Genomic DNA, 20926 nt, shown 5'->3' on the forward strand with positions numbered 1-20926 from the left:
ACGAAAAAATAACTATTGGGGAATATATGTCTGAATCCAAAACAGAATCCAAATGTCCCGTAGAATTATTTATTGAGGTCATGGGAAGCAAGTGGAAGATCCTCATCATCTGGAAACTTAAGAACCGTACGCTCAGGTTCTCCGACCTCCAGAAAAAGATGCATAATGTGAACTCGAAGACCATCACAACGCATCTCCGGGAACTTGAGAACCTGAAGATCATTTCAAGGGTCGCGTTTCCTGAGGTACCTCCCCGTGTTGAGTATTCCCTGACTGAATATGGCAAGGCCCTTTTCCCGATATTTGATGCAATGCGGATATGGGGTTTACATTACCTGGAATGTGAGGGAATGAAGGTGAAGGTCTGCTAGACCGGATGGTATGGATGTGGTGAAATTGATAATCTTTATTGGTTTATTTATTTCATCTCCAACGATTCTGCCGCAACAAGTATGTCACGGGTTATCAAAGACGTACATAATCAATCATCGCACTTGTCAACCCCTCTCCCCCCTTCCGGTTCTGTGGAGGGGGGTCCCCCCTACCCCTCAAGCGAACAGATACCCTTATCAGCTTCCGGTCAGGGAATTGTTTACATGGAAAAACCTGCAGGGTCCGGGTCACCCGGCACTCCAGTACGCCCGGCCAACCCGAAGATCACCGTACTGACGTTTATCATCCTCACATTCGCGTTTTCATCGGTATTCTGGTACCTGACCTCGATAACGCCGCCCGTTTCTGCGAACAGCACCATGCTCCTGGTGAACACCGTGGGTGTCATGTGGTGCCCTGCCATTGCCGCGGTTGCCACTCGGCTCGTCTTCCAGCGGAACCTCAAAGGGTTTGGCATCCGCCCCGGAAAGCCGGTCTGGCTTGCGGCCGGGATCCTCATCCCGGTCGCTGCCGGCATCCTCATGTTCGGCTCCGCGTGGCTGTCCGGGATTGCACCGTTCAACTCCGGCAATGCCACTCTCATCTTCTCCCTCTCGTTTGTCCCCGCGTTCCTCTCTGCTCTTGTCTTCAACTGCTTTGCCGCAGCGGGCGAGGAGTTCGGCTGGCGGGGCTTCCTGGTACCCGAACTCGCCCGGTTCCAGGGTTTCACCACGCTCGCGCTCCTCTCCGCCGCCATCTGGACCGCGTGGCACATCCCGCTTATCCTCTTTGGTACCTACCATGGCGCAGGACCGGTGTGGTACTCGCTTGCCGTCTTCATCCCCTCGGTGATGGGAGCAGGGGTGATCCTCGCATGGCTCCGGCTTGCGTCAGGGAGCGTCTGGGTTGCCATCCTCTTCCACGCGTTCTGGAACTATTTCATCCAGCAATTTTATCCCGGACTTACGGTTACGACCCCCGGCGGGACCATGATGCTGGGCGAATTCGGGTGGTTCGTTGCGATCCTGTATGTGGCACTCGCTCTCGTCTTCTGGCACTTCCGCGACCGGCTGCCGAAACTACCGGCAGATGGGCTGTGACAGGAAAATTTTCTAAAAATTTCTGGGCGCCGGGATTTTTCTTATACAAATCGCCCTCCCACACATTTCTGCCGGCCGGTAGCACCATACTAAGGCATATAACCTCATTCATGCAAGAGACCACGTCAAGTCTGATACATTTTCCAGACAGGAGATCGTACATGAGCAATTACCATTTTTGTGTAGACTGTGAACACATCAAGACCAGGATGGTTCCGGGACTCCATGGATCGGCAGTTCAACAATTGTCATGCCCGGCCCGGTTCAACCCGCGGGAAGGGAAGTGGATTCCGGTGAACGGGGTGAATCCGCACGAATGCCCGCGGAATGAAAATTTCATGCGGATTCAGAAACAGAGTGATGAACGCAGGCTCCGGTGAATCCATAGCATCGAAGGGTCTTAATCGTAGTCAGCGCGGTAAAAGTAATCCATACGTATGATTAATTTTTTTATTACTATTCAGCCGGATCCCTGCACTTCTCCCGCAGGGTCTCGGAACCTGCGATACCGGTGCGTAAACATAACAATGAGACGTTTACCCCGGTCCTGTCATGCCCGCATATAGGAAAGGATATCCGATTCGCCGGGATTGACGATCGCGAGCGTGCTCACGGAAAACGGTTTTCCACAGACGTTTCCAAGAGCTGTGCTGGAACCTTCAAAGGTGTGAATGAACGGGTTCTGGTTCTCGGTAATTCTTGTTCTGATGTTTGCCGGGCAATTACCCGCAACGACGATCATCCGGGCTCTGCCCTCTCTGACACATTTCTCGGTCCTTACCGGGCCAAGAACGACACTTCCGGTTTTTAAGGCTCGTAAGAGTGAAGTATTGAAATCCATGTGAACATCTCCAGATTCCGGGTGCCTGATCCCAGACTGCCTGAAGCAATGTGTCTGGAATCGCCGGTAACCCATCTCTTCCCTGAGATGTATCTGGGTTTAACCTTTCATAATCCAAGATACAACCGACGGGAAAAACCAGGAACTACCTTTTGCCTGACATCGGACTGCATTCATCGGGATTGAGCACGAAGTCACAAGGATCCGATCCGATCGTATGCCGGTGTGTTCCTTCAGAAATAGGAATGTCACATCCGGTCAGATGCGGACATCGTGTACAATTCAGATGGTTTTGCGGGTCATAATGTCATTTGATATCCAGTGAAACGTGTGCTGCCCTGATAACCTTTATTGCCGTTTGCAAATTTTGCGATATCTTCAGAAGGATGTTCAATTGCCGTTTTCCTGAAAATCTTAAGGCCGGTGGAGGTGCCCTCCCGCTTCCATCCCGGGTTGCTCTTCCCAGTCTCACGCTGACCCGTCGGCCATCTCAATCGCGAGGCCCGTGCCGGAAGGAGGTACCGCATTGTTGTTTAGCTGGAAGGGATGCGAATGGCGTTCATATGGCACGTTCCGTTGTTTTATATGTCCAGGGATCAAGAAGCATCCATTGCAGGAAACAGGGATGAGCGTTTTCCGGTTTGATAAAAACTCTGCCCCAACCCGGGAGCAGCGCGAGCGGTATATGATCGGGGAGACCGATGAAAAGCACTTCGGTCCCGGGGGACAGGTAGTACTGATCGAATACCCTGAGGCCGTATACCTCAGGGACGACAGGGAACATACCCGGATCCTCTACACCGGGTCCAAGGACAAACACAAGGCCTTTGAAGAGGTGACGCGGCTGATGGGCCGGCACGACCCCGAACGTCATCCCTCAACAGGAAATGCATGAAAAAAGTCTGAAGGTTCAGCTATTCCTGAACACCAGCTTCCCTTCCTTCTCATCCACCACGATCTCATTCTCTTTCTGTACGTTTCCTTCCAGGATCATCTTTGACAATTCATTCAGCACGTTCTTCTGGATCACCCGTTTGATCGGCCGTGCACCGAACTGCGGATCAAAGCCCTGGGTGGCGATGAACCTGATGGCTTTCTTCGTCGCCGTAAGCCGGATATCGTTCTTCCCGAGCATCTTCCGGACGTTCCCCAGCTGGAGCTCGACTACCGTCTGGATCTCATCCTTCGTGAGCGGCCTGAACATGATGACCTCATCGATCCGGTTGAGGAACTCGGGACGCAGGGTCTTCCTGAGCAGTTCGAAGACCTGCTCGCGGGTGCGGTCGTATACCTCGTCCCGGTTTTTGTCGGTGACATGCTCCAGGTTCTCCTGGATGAGGTGCGACCCGATGTTCGAGGTCATGATGATGATGGTATTCTTGAAATCCACCGTACGGCCCTTGTTGTCGGTCAGGCGGCCGTCGTCAAGGACCTGCAGCAGGATGTTGAACACATCCGGGTGGGCCTTCTCGATCTCGTCCAGGAGTACAACAGAGTAGGGCTTTCTCCGGACCGCTTCGGTCAGCTGCCCGCTCTCCTCATAGCCGACATAGCCCGGCGGCGCCCCGACCAGCCTCGAAACGGTATGCCGTTCCTGGTATTCCGACATATCGATCCGCACCATGCTGTTCTCGTTGTTGAAGAGGAATTCTGCCAGGGCTTTTGCCAGTTCCGTTTTTCCGACACCGGTCGTCCCGAGGAAGATGAAGGAACCGATCGGGCGTTTGGTGTCCTGCAGCCCGGCACGGCTCCGGCGGATGGCATCGGCAACTGCCCCGATGGCTTCATCCTGGCCCACGACGCGCCTGTGAAGTTCGGTCTCGAGGTTCAGCAGTTTCTGCCGCTCGCTCTGCAGCATCCTGCTCACGGGAATGCCGGTCCAGCGCGAGACTATTTCGGCAATCTCCTCTGCACCAACCTCCTCGTTCACCATCGGGGAATCCTTCTGCAGTACGGTCAGTTTTCCTTTGAGCCCCTCGATGACCTTCTCGGTATCCGGGATACGGCCATAGCGGATCTCTGCCACCTTCCCGAGGTCGCCGCTGCGTTCGGCACTTTCGGCCTCGAACTTCAGGTTCTCGATCTCATTTTTATGCAACTGGATCTGTTCAACAAGCTCTTTCTCCGACTGCCACTGTGCCTTCACCCGGTTGCGTTCCTCGCTCAGGTTCCCGATCTCCTCGTTCAGGCCCTTCAGCTTTCCCTGGTCTTTCTCCCGTTTGATGGCCTCGCGTTCAATTTCCATCTGACGGATCTTCCGTTCAATAATCTCCAGTTCTTCCGGCACCGAGTTGATTTCGAGGCGGAGTTTCGATGCAGCCTCATCGATCAGGTCGATAGCCTTGTCGGGAAGGAAACGATCGGAGATATAGCGCTGGGAGAGTTCGACGGCAGCAATGATCGCCTCGTCCCTGATCCGTACATGGTGATGGGTCTCGTATTTCTCCTTGATTCCCCGGAGGATGGAGATGGCATCCAGCGTATCCGGTTCATTGACCATCACCGGCTGGAAACGCCGTTCGAGCGCTTTGTCCTTCTCGAAATATTTCTGGTATTCCTTCAGGGTCGTTGCCCCAATGACATGCAGTTCTCCCCGGGAGAGCGCGGGTTTGAGGATATTGGCAGCGTCCATTGCGCCCTCGCCGGCACCGGCCCCGACCAGGGTATGGATCTCGTCGATGAAGAGGACGATCTCCCCTTCAGCTGAGACCACTTCCTTGATCACACTCTTCAACCGCTCCTCGAACTCTCCCTTGAACTTGGCCCCGGCGATCAGGGCTCCCATGTCGAGGGAATGGATCTGCTTGGTCTTCAGGTTCTCCGGTACGTCCCCGTCGATGATCCGGTGGGCGAGCCCCTCGGCAATGGCGGTCTTTCCCACGCCAGGTTCCCCGATCAGGATCGGGTTGTTCTTCGTTCTCCGTGAAAGGATCTGCAGCACCCTGCGGATCTCCTCGTCTCGGCCGATGACCGGGTCGAGTTTCCCGCTCCGGGCAAGTTCATTCAGGTTCCGGGCATATTTTTCCAGGGAGTTGTAGGTCTCTTCCGCGTTCTGGTTGTTCACCGTCGCTCCTTTCCGCAACTGGCTGATGGCGGTCTTCAGGTCTTTCTCTGAAACCCCGTTCTCCTTCAGCAGCCGCGAGGTTTTGTCGTTCACCGACAGGATTCCCAGGAGCAGGTGCTCCAGGGAGACAAATTCGTCCCGGGATTCCTGGGAAAGTGCCACCGCTTTCTGCAGGGCTTTTGTGGCATCACTGGAGAGGAAGTTCTCCCCGCCGCTGACCTTGGGATAGGCATCGATGATCCGGTCGAGCGCCGGTGTGAACACATCAAGGTTCACGTTCAGTTTCTTCAGGAGGTACGGGATGACATTCTCGTCAACCATGAGCATCCCCTTCAGGAGATGCGACGTCTCGATGGCCTGGTTCTGTTTTGCCGTTGCAAGTTCAGTTGCTTTCGCTACGGCTTCCTGCGATTTGATGGTGAAATTGTTGAAGTTCATGATCGTGGTGTCCGTTCTTCGGTGTTCGCAATTCCCTGTCCGTTATGCGTAAATAGCGCTTCTTCCTGTCAAATAGTTTGGCAATGCGACAGGTCATCAGACCTGGAGTAGGAGAAGAATCCAGAGGATTCTTCGACTTGTGACAGGTTCGAAGATTTCCTGGGGAAATCTTCTCTTCCTCGACCTTCCGAAGAAGGTCTCGGATTCATCAGAAGTCGAAGACTTCGTCTTCTTATCGTTCAGCCCTGTCGGGCTTGGCTTCACGAAGTCGAAGTTCGGCATTCTGCCTCACTTCTCCTCTTCGGGGTTTTGATAAACCCCTCAGAACTGGAAGAGGAGAATGCTGAGGGTCGCAAGACCCGAGGCAGGAGAAGACCATCAGGTCTTCGAAGACCGCAGGTCTTCGACCGAGTCATCAGACTTTTCGACCAATCCGAACGTTGATTCAGACAGAATGTATGAGCAACCGGGTGGTTCCGGTATATCCGCAGAATAATTTAAGCGACTCTCTACGTAATATCCGACAAAAGACATAAAATAATTACGTGGTTCTATTAAAAGAAAAAAAGGCATAGCGGCCCGATCATCGCGTGCCGGAGATCTGCCAGTCTCTTTGCTATGCAGATTCGACCAGGACGGATTTCAGGGTCGCAGACGGCACGCGCTCCGATACCCGGAGGATCTCTCCGGTGAGGTTGTTCTTGTCGTCATAATCAGGAATAACGCCGGGTTTCACCTCTTCCGAGTCGTGGATGCGGGTATCGGAAAGACGCATATACCGTGCGTCTGCTTCTTTGTCAACGGTAACTTTCATGGCTGCACACTCCTGCCAAAGAATACCGTGATCACGCGGGGAGGGGAAGCTGAGGGATTTACGATTACCCGCAGGGTTGTGTTCACGGAGCAGGTACTTTTTTTCTCCGCTCCATAATGCTTTTGATAATTTTATCCGGGTCGTTCTCAAGATATTTTTTCCGGTCTTTTGTCCAGTCGCCGCTTCCCGGCTCGTAGATCTGGAGGAACCGGATTGCGTCGTCCGGGCCTAGTTTATCGACCAGTACTTCAAGTCCTTCCTGCTGGATCTGGTGTAGTGTTCTGGCGCTCATCTGTTTTCCTCCTTTAACCATGAAACCGGGTTTACTATATGTACCTGTATGTTCTGGTGCAACTTAAAAAATGTTATCAGGTCATCATCAGTAGTGAGGAGCACCGCTCCGGCCCGTTCGGCACAGGCAATATGAAGCGAGTCCATCGCATCGCCGCCTCTGGAAATTAATTCGTGCATCCGCGAAATTATTCCCTCGTCAATGAGTATGGATTTTTATGCTACGGATGCGATCTTCTCCACACGCAGCCGTTTCTGCATGTCCGGGATTTTTGAGAGTTCTTCGGTTATTGCTTCACTGGTAACCAGGGTGAATTCCTGCGTTGAACAGCGGCGGATGATTTCCTGTATTGCAGTTACCTCCAGACGGATTCGTCCCCTTGTCTGATCATCAAACGGCCTGCACAGGCAGCAGACATCCATGTAGATTTTCATTTCGTACTCCCTGCATCGCTATATTCTCAATCTCATCCGGATGTCCAGGTTTTTATACTGTGTTGACAGGGTGTGAAAATATGCAGAAATCTGTATGCGTGATACCAATAACACTGAGTATCCTTAAACTGGGAATAGAACCCCTGCCCCCTATCCTCTCACATCCCGGGTTCCGCCTGCCTGATCCGTATGCCAGCCCGCTGGCCATCCCCCTTGCCCGGCCCATGCCAGAGTGTAATCGCAAACACAGCCCCCTCCGATCCCGGTTGCGGTTTTCCCCCCACCCCCTGCGGCGACCGCGAGAGGTTGTGACCGTATGATCTTACCAGACAGCGATTTCTTCAGAGAATAAACGGGATCAGCATTTTTGTGGTATTCATGTACGCAACATATTCATTCCCGAATTGCTCAACGAGGGCTTTCTCTTCGACACCGATCCGGTACTTGTACACGATGCCAAACATTACCACCAGGGTGAGTAACGCTCCCCACGACTGGACGGCAAGTCCTATCCCGGTCAGTGTCAGAAGTGTCCCGGTGTAGGACGGGTGGCGGATGAACCGGTATGGCCCTCTCCGGATTATTGTCTGCCCTTCCTGGACGCTTACCAGCACGGAGAAGAATCCGCCGAGTAGCGCGATGGACCACTGGCGGACGATGACCCCTCCGAACATGAGTGCAATCCCGGGATAAAATACCCAGTCGGGCAGTACGGCAATTCTGACAAGGGAAAAGCCAAAAGCAATGTAAATTGATGCGATTATACCGATATTCACTGCCAGCCCTGAACCCTGGTCCTTCCTTTCCAGTTTTATCCCGTCCCGGCGATGGCGGAGCCTGGGAAGGAGTATCGACCCGATGATCTCACTGGCGGCCCATCCGAAGAACGCGATGCCGAACAGGACCACTTCGGTGGCTGAAGAAAGCGAAACAGGCAGCCAGGGACTCATTACCATGTATACCATCACCGGGATTCTGCCAGGAATATCGGTATCAATCAGATATAGGGTTACTGACTCCGGATCCGGGATGATTATTGAAAAAATGCATCTTTGTCCGGGTTCTGATCAGTCTGTCGAATCCGGATGAGTCCGATGTTTTTATCATGTAAGGCGGGGACAGCCTTCACGACAAGAGTCATTCCGTCCCGATCAAAGGTGACGGTGGTCGCGCCCTCTCTGGTCTCGCCGTGTTTGCAGATGACACACTTCATAAATCCACTGAATTATCCTTTCAGTGACACTTCACCGGCCGGGAGCGGGCGCATGCACAGTTTTGTCTGGTGTGCATCCCGCATGACAGGCCGGTGGCGGTCTCACCAGTCCGGTCCCTGACGGAACCAACTCCTTACTTTAACATGTCAGGGCCACCAGTAACTCTCTGTATGCACAGTCTGATGCAAAGATCACATTTCCTGGGTATGAATCCCATCACAAGGAGAAACTGATTACGATTATGGAAATTTCAGGAACCGGTGTATCAGAAGACCGGATAGCGGCACTGGAGAAGAGGTTACGGGAGATGGATGCGCTGGTCAAGGGATTGCTCGACGAGCTGCTTGACTTTAAGGCAGTCGCCATGACGCTGTCCCGCCAGACTGCGGAAGATCGCCGCCAGGAGCTTAGGCAGGGGCCGGTTCTGCGGGGCACCGCATCTCCGCCGCTTGCGGGACTCTCCGCATCCCCGTCCATTGCAGCCTCCTCCGATGGCCTCACCGTGATCCGGCCGAGGGGCGCACGCCAGCCGGATATCCCGGCAGAGCCCGCAATGGCCAGGATCATGCAGGACGACGGTACGATGAAACTGGAGCCCCGGTACGGGGACCGGAGCCCTATTGACTCATCCGCGGGATACGGGGGCACCGGGAAGGGCACCTCTGCCCGGAGCAGACAGAACCCCCTGATCTATGCCGAGGAAGACAAATCCGGCCCTGCAAAGGTGTAAGGGTTATGAGGGGGGTCCTCCCTCTTTGCTCATGGTGGATGACCATCTCCCCCCTTTTACCGGAACCTGATCTTATAAAAGTTCCAGAAATTTTTCAACGGTAAGATCGGCATCCCTGATGATAATCCGCAATGTCCCGCGGGCAACTTCCGGGTGGTTGGGAACGGTCAGCGGTCTCCTGACCGGATGCCTGAGATGGAGGTGACTTCCTTTCTGATCATTAACCGTATAGCCCAGTTTGCCAAGAGCTTTTACGACTTCCTTACCGGAAAGGATGGGGAGTCTGTCCATCATATATCAACGGCGATAAAGGTTTCTTTTGTACCCGGACGGTGATAGAGAGGGATTCCGTCGCGTGCGAGTGCACTGAGATGAAGTTCGATGGCTTCGGCAATATTTTTCTTCGCTTCCTCCTCGGTCTTTCCCTGGGAGATACAGCCCGGGAGTGCCGGGACGGTGACTATATACCATCCATCCTCATCCTGTTCAATGGCTATTTTGAAATCCATACTACCGTATACAAATATTATATTCCGGTATTTAAGAGAGTTTATCACCCCTTCATGATCGTAATAACCTCCTCCGTCAACCCATAGAGCTCAAACACTATCTTATACCCCTCAAATAATATTCCCGGCCCAACCCCGACCGCCCCAAACAGAGTTTTGCCCCGTACGGGATAGGGCCGGAAAAATATCCGGCGCGGTCAGGATCCGGTCGTGAAATGGACCGGGACCCGTACCAGATCGATCCAACTCCTTTCCCGGAAATAACCGGGGGGCTGCCACCGATCCCCTCCCTTTTGCGCCACTATCCAGATCCATGATAGGAAAAAAGTCCCGCGGAGTTTTCAGTATATTTTTCAAAGAAATACACAACAGGCCCGGCCGGGATTTCAGGGTCACGGAGATGCTCCCTTTCATCTTCCCGCCTTCCCGGGGGAGAACGGGGGTCACCCTCACCATCTTTCAAAGATATTTTAAAAGCTGTGCCAATACGGATTTCACCAGAGCATTTTTTTTTAATCCCCCGCTATGCCAGGAGTTTTTTAAAACCGGCCCGCCCCCGGGATTCCTATCAGGGATCGAACGTTCCGGATACTCTGGTTTTTTGTCCGTCCCGATCGATCAGAATCGATCCGGAACATCCCGGCAGGCATCGGTCAGGGTGTCACCATCAAAAAAAAAATTATACCGTGGCGTACGGCGGAGACTCATTCGTGCCGAGGAATGAGAGGGCATTCTCCCCATATTCGACCGGGGCGTATTTCGACCCTATGTGCGGGAGATCCTTGAACCGCACGAGCCGCGAGCCGTTGATCTGTCCTGCCATCTGGACGGTAACCGCCTGAGGCGTCAGGACGTCGCTGGTGCCGACGACGAGCATGACATCCTTGTTGATCCCGGAGAGACCGGCCCAGGATCCGTTCCACGCGAGGTTTGCCTGCGACTCCCGGCGGACGCCTTCCGTCTGGTTCGGGTCGACCCCGGATACTTCGATGACACCGAGCAGCAGTTTTGTCTCGGGAATCCGGATGCTGTAGGTCACGGAATCCAGGACCAGTTTTCGTACACGTTCAGGATGATCGATGACCAGCTGCTGGGCGACGGTAGACCCCATGGATTCCCCGTACACATGCATGCTGTCATAGCCCAGTGCGGTCATGAGCGCAGCGGCGTCGTCGCTGTATTGTGAGATGGATGGCGTGGCGTTATTGTCGCTGCTGTACCCCATCCCCCGGTGGTCATAGGTATAGACATGGTACTTCGAGGCAAGGATTCCGATGAAGGTCTCGTTCCACGCGGTATCGATGGTTGCGCCGAACCCCTCGAGCATCAGGAGGGGTTCACCGGATCCGAACTCACGGTACCCGAGCGTGACCCCGTTGACCTTGGCGTACCTGACAGGTGTCGTATTGAACGATACGGTTGGATAATGCTGCGATGCCGAACCTGCAGGCTGACTGGTGCCGGAGGTACCTGTGCATCCTGCCGCAGCGATAAGACAAAAGGCGACCGCGATAACCAGCATGAATTGGGTTGTCATTTTCATAAAAAAATCCTCCGGACCAAAAGAATGATTCTTTCGAATGACCGGTTAATCTGCTATTGGGCAGATCCTTAAAAAATGTTGTGCTGTGAATTCGGGAGTAATCCGGATAAAAATCATTGACCGGTGTAAGGGGGTGGGATCCGGCTTCGTACAAAGATAAAACCCTTACTTTTTTCGGTTCTGTTGCATCTGCGGGTGCTGTTGCGTTCACGGGACTTAACGGAAATGATACAGTTGTAACCCATCAATATTGACTATTTAACGTCCCGACAACGCAACAGAACGAAAGAAAACTACAATTAAAAATATTCAACAATTAATTGTGTATTTCTTCAAAAAAAATCATGAATTTTTTCCGGTGACAGACATATCGAAGTCTTTATCGTTTAAAATTTTATAATCATCAACCATTGAAATGAAAGCCGGCCCGACACCGTTTGACCAGAAGCTCTTCCTTGTCTTCATCGTGACGTTTGCGTCGATGACGGCGTTCGAATTTGCCGGGCATTCTCTCTCTCTTTTTCCTCCCGACCTGCGCTCGGACCTGGTTCTCAGCCTCTTTGTGAGCGGGCTTGCCATCATCATCGCCTACTTTCCTCTCAACTCCAACTATGTCAAGAATGTCCAGTTACTCTCGGAGATGGAGAGACGCCATTCCGTGGAAAAAGAGTTACGGGAGAGCGAATCGCGCCTCGGCAGCATCATACGGGTTGCCCCCGTGGGTATCGGTGTCGTCTCCGACCGGGTCATCCGGACGGCCAACGACCAGCTCTGCCATATAACCGGGTACCCTGCGGAAGAACTCACCGGGAGATCCGTCCGGTTCCTCTACCCGGCGCAGGAGGACTATGATTTTGTCGGCCGGGAGAGTCGTGCCCAGATCGTACATAAAGGGTCCGGTGAGGTCGAGACCCGGTGGCAAAAAAAAGACGGGACGATCATTGACGTCCTCATCTCCTCGACCCCGGTCGATCCTTCGGACCTCTCCTTTGGTGTCACCTTCACTGCGCTGGACATCACCGAGCGGAAGCGGGCGGAGACGGTGTTGCGGGAATCAGAGAGCCTGTACCGGACGGTCTTTGAAAATACGGGAACCGCGATGGCCATCCTTGAGGAGGATACCACCATATCGCATGCCAATGAAGAGATGGAAAAGATCCTGGGATATTCACGGGAAGAGGTCGAGGGGCGGGTGAAATGGCCGAACCTGGTTGCAGAAGAGGACCTGAAGAAGATGGTGGAATATCACCGCCTCCGGAGGACCGATCCTGGTTCAGCGCCAAAGAGTTACGAGTTCAGGTTTGTCCATAAAAACGGGGAGGTACGGAACGCCATCCTGTCTGCTGCGATGATTCCCGGTACGGGAAAGAGCGTGATATCCATCCGGGATATCACCGAACTGAAAAAGACGTACCAGGCGCTCGAGAAGAGTGAGGGTATCTTCCGGCAACTCGAAGAGGAGCTTCCCGATTATGTCATCATCCATGAAGGGGAGACCATCGTCTTTGTCAATGCAGAGGGAGCGCGCCTGATGGGAAAATCTCCCGGACAGATCATCGGCACGTCAGTACTGTCCTATGCAGCCCCTGAATACCATGACCTGATCAGAAAGAACATCGGGCTCCGGCATACGGGAGCCGCAGTAGAACCGTATGACATCGAGATCCTTGCACCTTCCGGGGAACGGCGGTGGGTCGTGACACGGGCTACGCCGCTTCGCGGCCGGGAAAAACCGGCTACATTGACCGTCCTTACCGACATCACGGAGCGCAAACGGGCGGAAGAGGCGCTCCGGCAGGCCAACAAAAATCTTAACCTCCTCTACGGTATCACCCGCCATGACATCAACAACCAGCTCCAGGCACTGAACGGGTTTGTCGAACTGCTGCACGTGAATGTGTCCGATCCCGCGGTGAAAGACTATTTCTCCCGTATCACCGAAGCAAGCAGCCAGATCGCTGCCATGATCCGGTTCACCAAGGACTACGAGGAGATAGGCGTACGTGCTGCTGTCTGGCAGGATCTCCGGGCCCTTGCAGATAGTGCGGGAACGGGTGCCGCTCTCGGGCAGGTCGCGCTCAGGAACGATCTTCCTGCCGGCGCCGAAGTGTTCGCCGACCCGCTGATCGTCAAGGTCTTCTTCAACCTGATAGATAATGCCCTGCGACACGGGGGCAGGATCACGACAATCCGGTTTGCCTTCGAGTCACGCAATGGGGACCGGATCATTATCTGCGAAGACGATGGCGACGGTGTGGCCCGTGGGGAGAAAGAGAAGATATTCGAGCGGGGGTTCGGGAAGAACACCGGTTTCGGGCTGGCCATCTCCCGAGAGATCCTCGACATCACCGGTATCACGATCCGGGAGACCGGGGAGCCGGGGAGGGGGGCGCGGTTCGAGATACTGGTGCCGAAGGGTGCATACAGGATCCTGTGAGCCGCCTGCAGTGCCGATCTGGTCTGGCTGGGCCGGACACCCCCGGACCCGCTATACTTTTACAAAGATGCGGTTGCCTGCGACCTTCACCGGAAATGGCGGGAGGTCATGGGTTTTGATGTGGCTCGTCAACTCCCCAATCGCTTTCAGCGCGTCCTGGAACTTTTTTGGCGTCCGGTCCATCCCGGGCAGCGAGAGCTCGACCATACCTGAGACCATCTTACCGGTGGTGACATCGAACTGCGCGTGATGGAGCGGGCAGGTGATGATCTTCCCGTCCAGCTTCCCCTTCGAGAGCGAGGCGTTCTGGTGGCCGCAGCGGTCGCTGACCGCATAGACCGTCCCGTTCACGTTCGCGAGGGCGATCTCGATTCCTCGTATCTCGACATGCTTCATCGTTCCGACCGGGAGATCGTCAACGGATGCTGCTTCAATGAAACTCATATGCCCAACCTTCCTCTTTCCAGTCTTTCTCTCTTCTGTCCACCCTGACCGCACTCATGGTCTGATGTGGCTGCCGTCGCAGAACGGTTTGTTCCCCGACTTTCCGCACCGGCAGAGCGTGACCCGGTTCCGGACCTCGTAGGATTCACCATCGGCAGATACCACCGGTATGCCGCCCCGGACCCAGAGCGGGCCGTGCTCGTGCCGGGCAGGGTATTCGATCAGCACGATGGACTTTTCCAGTTCCGGCTCGATTGCCCTGCCGCTCTTCCGGTCCCGGACAACGAGCCGCCCCGACGGACAGTTGCAGGCTTCCTCGATCGCCGTATCGCGGGCTTCCGGGATACCCGAATTCCTGGTCAGGTTCCAGATCCCGCCGGCCCGCATGCAGAACCGGGCATGGACGCAGAGGTTCCCGACATCTTCCAGACGCAGTTCCTCGCCCTCGATGGAGTCCGGGTGGCGGAGGTAAGCTTCATTCCCGGCGGTCTCGGTCCCGTCGAAGTGGATCTTCGCGTGGGTCCCGTCACAGAACGGCTTGTTCTTCGAGTGGCCGCAGCGGCAGAGGGCGTACTGCTCCTGCAGCGGGAACTCGTGAACCGTCTTCCAGGTGCGGCAGTTCCCTTCGGCATCGTTGCAGATCTCCATCGTCCTGAGCGGGACGCTACCTGTCACGATATAGGGGCCGTTCCGGCTTACCGTAACGTTCATGGTATCCGGTCCGGATCCTGATGGTTTTTTATTCTCGGGTGTCATGATGCAGATTGTGTCGCTCCAGGAAAGCTCTCACCCGTGCAGGTAGATCGTCTTTCCGGAATGAGAACAGTCTTCTCAGGTTTTTGTTCTTTCTCTTCTCTCTTTCACGTTTCACGGGAATGAAAAATTGCTATTTTTCCCCTTCTCACATCAGCCCGACCTGCTGCATCAGGGAGATCTTGTCATAGAAGAGCTTCTCTTCGACGATCTCCCCGTTCTTCCATCGGGCGACCGTGCAGAACTCGACCCTGAACTTCTTCCCGGTCGGCGGAATTACTTTCCCGTCGGGGGTGGTCATCGGGCCCTTGAATGTCCCGGTGAACTCGGCGACCGAGCACGTGTAGTCGCCTTCCCCAAAGAATATCCTGTAGGGGCGGTTCCCGACCTTGTTGTCCGGGAAGATCCTGAAGAAGGCTATCGCCTCTTCCTTGTGGGAGGGGCGGCCATGGGTCGGCAGTGCCTGTCCCGGCCAGAAGACATCGACCTGTGCCGCATGGCGTTTCTCGAACGTTGCCCAGTCCTGGGAGTTCCAGGCATCATCCAGCGTCTGCATGAGACGCATATTTTCCTCAACGGTTGACATCACCATTCTCCTGTATCGATGGTATCTCTGAATGATCTTATGGATGCCGGATACCAGCGATAGATTATGTGGGGGAGTGTATAAAGGCGGTGTTTGGGGAAAAATTACGCCGGTTCGACGCCGTAGTGATGATCCTGGCAGGGGGGCTTGTGGACCCGGATGGCTTCTCTGACTGCGAACGGAGGGTGCCTGCAGGACACGCCCGGCAACCTTCCTGATGCGGTTCCCGTGCCTGCATAAAAAATGAAGCGGGCCGGTCGTCCCGTTATTTTCTCGCTTTCCGGATGGTGGTGAGATCCCCGAGTGTCGGGGCGAGTCTGGACTGCACTTTCTTTTCCGATTCGGTGACCGGGGCATCGATCAGCCGTATCCCCAGTGTCTTTTCGAATTTTTTGCGGACATCCTCTTCCGGGATCAGCTCGCGGTTCTCGATCTTCTTGATGAGGTGCTCTTTCTCCTTCATCTGCATGGCAAGGTCTTTCTGGGAGAGCCCTTTTTCCATGCGGGCATGGCGGATCCGTTCGCTGTAATCGTCGACGATCTCCCCCTCCATATAGTCGAACAGGTCCTTCTTCCGGTATGCCGTGGCGACCGGTGCCGGGGCCCTGGCCCCTGCCTGCCGCGGGGCCGCCGGCCGTACAAGGTCGGTACGCCTCACCTGCTGGACCGCCGTGCCGAATTTTTCGCATTTGCTGCATACCTGCAGTTCGGCCCCCTCTACCCGGACCAGCTTGGGGGGTCCGCGAATCGTTTCTCCGCACATCTCGCACTGCATGATCTCACAAAGAAGGTGGGCGCGGGAATATAAATTCTCACTGTTGGATGCGGCATGCCGCTTTTGGGAAAATGCCCTCTCGCAAACACTTTATAGGCAGTTTCACCATATAGGTATTTGAAGCGAGAATGGCCGACATCCTCCACCAGTCATCCGATCCGCAGACTCCCGAAGAACTGTACCGGCTGTACCGGACACTTTCCGAGCAGCTGCGGGAACAGCTGATCCAGATCGAGAGCGACAAGCACGAGCTTGAAGCCCAGATGATGGAGCGTGTCGGAAACCTCGAGTCCCGCAACCTCGAACTCCGCGAACAGCTGCGGCAGGTGGAGGCGGACAAGCGGTATATCGAGACCCAGAAGATCCGGTACGAGCGCGAAGTGCGGAAGCTCAAGAGCGAGAGCGAACAGCTCCGGAGCCCGCCGCTGATCATCGGCACGGTCACCGACGTGGTCGATGCATCGCGGGTCATCGTGCGGAGCAGTGCGGGCCCGCGGTTCCTCGTGCGGAGTTCGCCGTCGATCAAGGCGGACGATCTCAAGCCGGGCGCACGCTGCACGCTCAACCAGCAGTCGCTCGCCATCGTGGAACTGCTCCCGACCAGTTTCGATGCGCAGGTCTATGGCATGGAGCTGGTGGACTCGCCGCAGGAGACGTATTCCGATATCGGCGGGCTGGACCAGCAGATCAACGAGATCAAGGAAGCGGTCGAACTGCCGCTGAAACGGCCCGAGCTCTTCCTCAGGATCGGCATCGACCCCCCGAAGGGCGTGCTGCTCCACGGCCCTCCCGGTACCGGCAAGACCCTGCTTGCAAAAGCAGTCGCCCACGAGACCAACGCCCACTTCATGAGGGTTGTCGGTTCGGAGCTGGTCCAGAAATACATCGGGGAAGGGGCCCGGCTCGTCCGCGAGCTCTTCGACCTGGCCCGGAAGAAGGCCCCGACCATCATCTTCATCGACGAGATCGATGCCGTGGGTGCGAGCCGCACGGAAGCAAATACGTCCGGAGACCGCGAAGTCCAGCGGACGCTCATGCAGCTTCTGGCCGGCATGGACGGTTTCGAGAACCGGGGCGATGTGAAGATCATCGGTGCAACGAACCGGATCGACATCCTCGACAAGGCCCTCCTGCGGCCCGGGCGGTTCGACCGGATCATCGAGATCCCGCTCCCGGACGAACGGGGCCGCCTCTCCATCCTCAGGGTGCACTGCCGGGCACTGACCATCGACGATAATGTGGACCTCAAGGAGGTCGCCGGCATGACGGACGGGAAGAATGGCGCCGACCTCCGCGCGATCTGCATGGAAGCCGGCATGTTCGCGATCCGCAAGGAGCGGCCGGCCATCATGCAGGAAGATTTCCTTGCCGCCATAGCAAAAGTAGGCCTGGACTTCCACCGCGGGCCGGTGGACGTCGAGGGCGCGATGTTTGCGTAAGACTGTCGTTCCCGTAGGGAAGGGCAGGCTGGAGAATGCTTCATCCTTTAAGGATGAAGCAGAGGGATTTGAAAAATCCCTCTTGTCGAAAGTCATCAGACTTGAGACAGGAGAAGAACCCGAAGGGTTATTCGACGGAACGCGTCAGCGTTCTTCGACTTGTTTCATCCTGTTCGGATGAGACATTAGAAGAATGCACAATGATTCTTTTTTCACGAGGTCACTTACAGTGACTACATTTTCATTGCCAACCGGTGCTCATCCCTATCCGAATATTTTGATGTTCTAACCCGGGAGTTATGATAATCCCCTCCCGGGTGAGAGGATATCACTCTCCCTATTTTGGCATTATATAACCAGCCGCAACGGATTCTGGTACAACCAGTTACGGTGGTGCAAAATCATGACCCCTACCGGCTCGCCATTCCATCCGGTGGCCGCGAGGTTCTGTGGTTTTGGCATCCACCGGCCCGGAACCTCCGGAAGATCCCGGACGGGTTTTCCATGGAGGATTCCGGCACGAATGATGGTAAAAAAAGGAAACAGCATGACAACAACCGATCTTATCCGGAATTCCGCACTCTTCCTGCGGGCCATTGAAGGAGTGCCGCTCCTCATCGTGGCAGCGATATTCCTGGCAATCACCGTGTATATCAGGCACGAACCGCTGATCTGATGGTTCCACGGCCGGGAACTCCGGCCGCCGGTCCGTCGGGACAGGGAAAATCTTCTTTTGTTTTTCTATCGGAAAGATCGTTAACAGAGATTCGAGAAAGGAGACGAGGGTTTCGAATTCCCGACATGATGAACGACGCCGCCCTCGGCAAATCAGTAACTAAAACGGGAAACCGGCCTTGCCCCGCCGTGTTCGAAGAACCCAATGGTTCTTCTCGACATCGTAGTCCTGATGAACCACTCTGTCCCCGTAGGGGCCTGAGGCGGGGAGCCCGCTCGCAAACAGTTCATCGACCGGGTATCAGAACTCCCTTCCGGCCCCGCTGCATTCGAAGAACCTAGCGGTTCTTCTCATCCCCGTGGTCGGAGAGGTTTGCTAAAACCTTGACGTTGAGAAGGAGTGTGTAAGCAGGCCTTCGAAGTTCTGATGAATCACTCGCGCTCGAAGAACGCTGACACGTTCTTCTCAAGCTCGTGGTTCTGATGAACCACTTCGTATCCCACAATACATTTGTACTTTTCCGGTGAATGTAGTGTCTGGGATTCCATGAACTACGAGATCATTGGCGACAACCTGCAGATGGTCAGGATTGGCCTGCAGCCCGGGGAGGGAGTCTATGCCGAGGCCGGATCGATGGTGAACATGAGCGGCTCCGTTGCGATGGAGAGCCAGCTCAAAGGCGGTATCCTATCGGGACTGAAACGTGCGGTCAGCGGTGAGAGTATCTTCCTTACCCGTTTTGCGGCGGGGAGCGAACCCGCGTTCGTCTCGTTCGCCGGTTCCATGCCGGGAAAGCTGGTCCCGGTTCCCGTATCCCCGGGGGACGTCTTCATCGCGCAGAAAGATTCCTTCCTTGCCTGCGAAGAGGGGGTCGAGCTCGATATCGCTTTCACCGAGAAGATCCGGGCCGGGCTCTTCGGGGGCCAGGGATTTGTCCTGCAGCGCCTGAGCGGGCAGGGAATGGCATTTCTCCAGTGCTGCGGCGACATCATCGAGATGGAACTGAAGAGAGGCGAGGTCGTCAAGGTGCAGACCGGTCTCGTGGTCGGGTTTGATGCCACGGTCAGGTTCGATATCGCCGTTGCCGGCGGAATAACCACGGCCCTGTTCGGCGGCGAGGGGTTGTTCGTCACCACGCTGACGGGGCCGGGTACCGTTGTGCTCCAGTCGATGGACATCGCAAAACTGGCGGCCTGCATCATACCGTTCCTGCCGAAGCCGGAGATCACGGTAAAACCGGCCTGATCGCCCGGCACCGGTTACTTTGCCCATCCCAGGGTCTGCAGCAGCGCCCATGTCTCGTCCTGGGCCTTATACCCCGGTCTCCGCGGCTGGACAACGAGCGTGATGGCATCTTTTTAGGGAATGCTCTTCCCCTTCTCCCTGCATAAAATATACTCGCCGTTGAAACGCCCGAGGGCCTTTTCAAACGCGTCAAGGATCTTCTTCCTGCTCTTCAGGTCACTCTTCCTGAGCGCCATCAGGTGCTCGAAGATCGAGACATCGATGAGGGTGCTGGTCATCCACCCGATCTCGCAGGTATACCCGAAGTCCGATGAGCGTTTGACAGGATGAATGGATTTCCCTCGAAGAAATTGACAAGCGATACAGAAACGTTTGAATTGTTGCGGAAGTATTTCGATAATTTATAGATTTCTGATCAGTTACATTTGATCGATCGGAGTGAGGGTGCTCAATTTTACCGTTGAATCTTTATACTCCGTTGACAATCTTCATCAGGAAGTCGGTGGGCACGATGGGCTGGAGATCTAAACTGATAAGGTATTATCGCTCTATTCGGTGCGGCGAGAAAAACAAGTCCCCTCTCATCGGAAAGATCGACAGAGTCCAGGAAGAATTATCACCTTTTAAAATACAAGACTGCAGTGGACCGTGGAGAAAAACCGGCCATTGATCGCATCTCCTCCCTTTATGACGGATATGCAGGGAACGCACTTTTTTCTACCACGACCGACAGGTGGCATCCCGATGATCCGGACTGAACCGGTCTCTGCACTGCTTATAGAAATTCCGGCGAAGCAGGTTCGACCCAAGATCAGATTCTTCTGGACATGTTTCTTTTTCCTGTTCCTGCTTCTCGTTCCTGCTGTATCAGCACAAGCCATCACCGGCATCTCACCGCCAAACGGCACGATCCTTGGCGGCACCTCAGTATCCATCGCCGGCAGCGCGTTTACCGGGGTGACTGCTGTAAAGTTTGGATCCACTCCGGCAACCTCGTATACGTTTAACAACGATACTTCCATCACCGCGATCGCCCCGGCTGGTACAGGGACCATTGACATCACCGTCATCACGCCCGGTGGCACATCCGCGACTTCTGCTGCCGACCGATTCACCTATGTGCGCCCGGCCCAGCCGGTCGTCACCGGCATTTCACCGACAACCGGCACAAAGCTGGGAGGCACCATAGTATCCATCTCCGGCAGCGGTTTTACCGGAGT

The 20926-nt window shown here is 55.0% G+C and carries 27 protein-coding genes; 11 read left to right on the forward strand and 16 right to left on the reverse strand.

All coding sequences use genetic code 11. From position 1 onward, the window contains the following. The first annotated feature begins 26 nt into the window (after nucleotides 1-26). On the forward strand, nucleotides 27-371 hold the full coding sequence (locus tag ABSB80_RS11355) for a winged helix-turn-helix transcriptional regulator (protein WP_428370733.1): 345 nt from the start codon (nucleotides 27-29) through the stop codon (nucleotides 369-371). A gap of 225 nt (nucleotides 372-596) precedes the next feature. Beyond that, nucleotides 597-1472 (forward strand): CPBP family intramembrane glutamic endopeptidase, encoded by an 876-nt coding sequence (locus tag ABSB80_RS11360; protein ID WP_428370734.1) that lies wholly within the window; start codon nucleotides 597-599, stop codon nucleotides 1470-1472. Between the two features lie 550 nt (nucleotides 1473-2022). Here the strand turns inward: ABSB80_RS11360 and ABSB80_RS11365 are convergent. Then, nucleotides 2023-2313, reverse strand: coding sequence for a 50S ribosomal protein L30e (locus ABSB80_RS11365; RefSeq protein WP_428370735.1), 291 nt, complete (start codon nucleotides 2311-2313; stop codon nucleotides 2023-2025). Nucleotides 2314-2938: 625 nt separating this feature from the next. On the opposite strand from ABSB80_RS11365, the gene ABSB80_RS11370 reads away from it, so the two are divergent. Further along, complete coding sequence (locus ABSB80_RS11370) at nucleotides 2939-3208, forward strand: hypothetical protein (protein ID WP_428370736.1); 270 nt, start codon at nucleotides 2939-2941, stop codon at nucleotides 3206-3208. Between the two features lie 15 nt (nucleotides 3209-3223). On the opposite strand, the gene clpB is transcribed toward ABSB80_RS11370, so the two are convergent. Then, nucleotides 3224-5815, reverse strand: coding sequence for an ATP-dependent chaperone ClpB (clpB, locus tag ABSB80_RS11375; protein ID WP_428370737.1), 2592 nt, complete (start codon nucleotides 5813-5815; stop codon nucleotides 3224-3226). A gap of 139 nt (nucleotides 5816-5954) precedes the next feature. Here clpB and ABSB80_RS11380 point away from each other — a divergent pair, with 139 nt between their 5' ends. Then, entirely contained in the window at nucleotides 5955-6128 is a 174-nt protein-coding gene (locus ABSB80_RS11380; RefSeq protein WP_428370738.1) for a hypothetical protein, read from the forward strand. A 303-nt stretch (nucleotides 6129-6431) separates the two neighbouring features. On the opposite strand, the gene ABSB80_RS11385 is transcribed toward ABSB80_RS11380, so the two are convergent. The 6 genes from ABSB80_RS11385 to ABSB80_RS11410 all read right to left on the reverse strand — a co-directional run bounded on the left by ABSB80_RS11385 (nucleotide 6432) and on the right by ABSB80_RS11410 (nucleotide 8568). Continuing rightward, a complete protein-coding gene (locus ABSB80_RS11385) occupies nucleotides 6432-6629 on the reverse strand; it encodes a DUF2283 domain-containing protein (protein WP_428370739.1) in 198 nt (65 codons plus the stop codon). Between the two features lie 82 nt (nucleotides 6630-6711). Further along, nucleotides 6712-6921 carry a hypothetical protein gene (locus ABSB80_RS11390; RefSeq protein WP_428370740.1) on the reverse strand — a complete coding sequence of 70 codons (210 nt, stop codon included), beginning with the start codon at nucleotides 6919-6921 and terminating at the stop codon, nucleotides 6712-6714. Then, nucleotides 6918-7130, reverse strand: coding sequence for a PIN domain-containing protein (locus ABSB80_RS11395; protein WP_428370761.1), 213 nt, complete (start codon nucleotides 7128-7130; stop codon nucleotides 6918-6920). Before ABSB80_RS11395 ends, ABSB80_RS11390 begins: the two co-directional genes overlap by 4 nt. Before the next feature lie 6 nt (nucleotides 7131-7136). After that, the gene (locus ABSB80_RS11400; RefSeq protein ID WP_428370741.1) at nucleotides 7137-7355 is read right to left on the reverse strand and encodes a hypothetical protein; all 219 of its coding nucleotides are present in this window, start codon (nucleotides 7353-7355) and stop codon (nucleotides 7137-7139) included. A 341-nt stretch (nucleotides 7356-7696) separates the two neighbouring features. After that, nucleotides 7697-8311 (reverse strand): methyltransferase family protein, encoded by a 615-nt coding sequence (locus tag ABSB80_RS11405; RefSeq protein ID WP_428370742.1) that lies wholly within the window; start codon nucleotides 8309-8311, stop codon nucleotides 7697-7699. A gap of 77 nt (nucleotides 8312-8388) precedes the next feature. Continuing rightward, a complete protein-coding gene (locus tag ABSB80_RS11410) occupies nucleotides 8389-8568 on the reverse strand; it encodes a YgiT-type zinc finger protein (protein ID WP_428370743.1) in 180 nt (59 codons plus the stop codon). Nucleotides 8569-8810: 242 nt separating this feature from the next. On the opposite strand from ABSB80_RS11410, the gene ABSB80_RS11415 reads away from it, so the two are divergent. Further along, entirely contained in the window at nucleotides 8811-9299 is a 489-nt protein-coding gene (locus ABSB80_RS11415; protein ID WP_428370744.1) for a hypothetical protein, read from the forward strand. Nucleotides 9300-9371: 72 nt separating this feature from the next. Here ABSB80_RS11415 and ABSB80_RS11420 read toward each other — a convergent pair whose 3' ends face one another. The 3 genes from ABSB80_RS11420 to ABSB80_RS11430 form a co-directional block, all read right to left on the reverse strand. Beyond that, nucleotides 9372-9590 carry a type II toxin-antitoxin system HicA family toxin gene (locus ABSB80_RS11420; RefSeq protein ID WP_428370745.1) on the reverse strand — a complete coding sequence of 73 codons (219 nt, stop codon included), beginning with the start codon at nucleotides 9588-9590 and terminating at the stop codon, nucleotides 9372-9374. Then, nucleotides 9590-9808, reverse strand: coding sequence for a type II toxin-antitoxin system HicB family antitoxin (locus ABSB80_RS11425; RefSeq protein WP_428370746.1), 219 nt, complete (start codon nucleotides 9806-9808; stop codon nucleotides 9590-9592). The genes ABSB80_RS11420 and ABSB80_RS11425 overlap by 1 nt, the downstream gene beginning before the upstream one ends. Nucleotides 9809-10487: 679 nt before the next feature. Then, nucleotides 10488-11345: an alpha/beta fold hydrolase gene (locus ABSB80_RS11430; RefSeq protein ID WP_428370747.1), complete on the reverse strand. Its 858-nt coding sequence runs from the start codon at nucleotides 11343-11345 to the stop codon at nucleotides 10488-10490. A 421-nt stretch (nucleotides 11346-11766) separates the two neighbouring features. Between ABSB80_RS11430 and ABSB80_RS11435 the strand changes: the two genes are divergently transcribed. Beyond that, nucleotides 11767-13788 (forward strand): PAS domain-containing protein, encoded by a 2022-nt coding sequence (locus ABSB80_RS11435; RefSeq protein ID WP_428370748.1) that lies wholly within the window; start codon nucleotides 11767-11769, stop codon nucleotides 13786-13788. Between the two features lie 51 nt (nucleotides 13789-13839). Here ABSB80_RS11435 and ABSB80_RS11440 read toward each other — a convergent pair whose 3' ends face one another. The 4 genes from ABSB80_RS11440 to ABSB80_RS11455 all read right to left on the reverse strand — a co-directional run bounded on the left by ABSB80_RS11440 (nucleotide 13840) and on the right by ABSB80_RS11455 (nucleotide 16346). Next, entirely contained in the window at nucleotides 13840-14232 is a 393-nt protein-coding gene (locus tag ABSB80_RS11440) for a Rieske (2Fe-2S) protein (protein WP_428370749.1), read from the reverse strand. A 54-nt stretch (nucleotides 14233-14286) separates the two neighbouring features. Further along, nucleotides 14287-14943 carry a CDGSH iron-sulfur domain-containing protein gene (locus ABSB80_RS11445; RefSeq protein ID WP_428370750.1) on the reverse strand — a complete coding sequence of 219 codons (657 nt, stop codon included), beginning with the start codon at nucleotides 14941-14943 and terminating at the stop codon, nucleotides 14287-14289. Nucleotides 14944-15133: 190 nt separating this feature from the next. Continuing rightward, nucleotides 15134-15571: an ester cyclase gene (locus ABSB80_RS11450; RefSeq protein WP_428370751.1), complete on the reverse strand. Its 438-nt coding sequence runs from the start codon at nucleotides 15569-15571 to the stop codon at nucleotides 15134-15136. A 265-nt stretch (nucleotides 15572-15836) separates the two neighbouring features. Continuing rightward, the gene (locus tag ABSB80_RS11455; protein ID WP_428370752.1) at nucleotides 15837-16346 is read right to left on the reverse strand and encodes a multiprotein bridging factor aMBF1; all 510 of its coding nucleotides are present in this window, start codon (nucleotides 16344-16346) and stop codon (nucleotides 15837-15839) included. Here ABSB80_RS11455 and ABSB80_RS13160 point away from each other — a divergent pair. From ABSB80_RS13160 to ABSB80_RS11470, 4 genes are all read left to right on the forward strand, one after another. Then, the gene (locus ABSB80_RS13160; protein WP_490356198.1) at nucleotides 16243-16467 is read left to right on the forward strand and encodes a hypothetical protein; all 225 of its coding nucleotides are present in this window, start codon (nucleotides 16243-16245) and stop codon (nucleotides 16465-16467) included. The two genes, ABSB80_RS11455 and ABSB80_RS13160, sit on opposite strands and share 104 nt — an antisense overlap. 7 nt (nucleotides 16468-16474) lie before the next feature. After that, nucleotides 16475-17785, forward strand: a complete 1311-nt coding sequence (locus ABSB80_RS11460) for a proteasome-activating nucleotidase (RefSeq protein ID WP_428370753.1) — start codon at nucleotides 16475-16477, stop codon at nucleotides 17783-17785. Nucleotides 17786-18332: 547 nt separating this feature from the next. Next, on the forward strand, nucleotides 18333-18461 hold the full coding sequence (locus ABSB80_RS11465) for a hypothetical protein (protein ID WP_428370754.1): 129 nt from the start codon (nucleotides 18333-18335) through the stop codon (nucleotides 18459-18461). 546 nt (nucleotides 18462-19007) lie between these two features. Next, entirely contained in the window at nucleotides 19008-19706 is a 699-nt protein-coding gene (locus tag ABSB80_RS11470) for a TIGR00266 family protein (protein WP_428370755.1), read from the forward strand. 113 nt (nucleotides 19707-19819) lie between these two features. On the opposite strand, the gene ABSB80_RS11475 is transcribed toward ABSB80_RS11470, so the two are convergent. Next, entirely contained in the window at nucleotides 19820-19984 is a 165-nt protein-coding gene (locus ABSB80_RS11475; protein WP_428370756.1) for a hypothetical protein, read from the reverse strand. Nucleotides 19985-20450: 466 nt separating this feature from the next. Here ABSB80_RS11475 and ABSB80_RS11480 point away from each other — a divergent pair. After that, nucleotides 20451-20926: IPT/TIG domain-containing protein (locus ABSB80_RS11480; RefSeq protein WP_428370757.1), on the forward strand; the 476-nt coding region annotated here is incomplete at its 3' end.

Source organism: Methanoregula sp., from assembly GCF_050010295.1.
Taxonomy (GTDB): domain Archaea; phylum Halobacteriota; class Methanomicrobia; order Methanomicrobiales; family Methanospirillaceae; genus Methanoregula.